Source organism: Pseudomonas sp. K5002 (genome assembly GCF_013386655.1).
In the GTDB taxonomy this organism is placed as follows: domain Bacteria; phylum Pseudomonadota; class Gammaproteobacteria; order Pseudomonadales; family Pseudomonadaceae; genus Aquipseudomonas.
This window is the reverse complement of the sequence record NZ_JACARK010000476.1, coordinates 1-330: the sequence shown is the minus strand read 5'-3', so window position 1 is coordinate 330 and position 330 is coordinate 1. Positions and strand designations below refer to the sequence as shown.

The 330-nt window shown below is 65.2% G+C and carries 1 protein-coding gene; it reads right to left on the bottom strand.

Annotated features, from left to right (window positions below):
• Positions 1–4: 4 nt before the first annotated feature.
• Positions 5–330, bottom strand: a 326-nt coding sequence (locus HX846_RS20865) for an aminotransferase class I/II-fold pyridoxal phosphate-dependent enzyme (protein ID WP_178966021.1), incomplete at its 5' end; no start/stop codon positions are given.

Sequence of the window (330 nt, the reverse complement as noted above, 5' to 3'; positions counted from 1 at the left end):
CCCCCTAGCACGCCTCCACCGCCCAGCGCACTTTCACCAACGCCTCGCGCAGCACCTCCCGGTCCACCGACCCCAGCGCCACACGCAAGGCATGGGGCACGTGGGCCGAGACGGCAAACGGCTCGGCCGTGGACACCGAGATATTTTCCCGTGCCAGCGCCATGGTGATCTGATCGGCGCGGGCATCTTCCGGCAACGGCAACCACAAGAAATACGAAGACGGATGGCGGATAACATTCAAGCCCGCCAACACCTCATCGGCCACCGCCTGGCGCGCCTGGGCGTCCTTACGTTTTTGCGCTTCAAGCTGCAGCACCGTGCCGTCGTCGA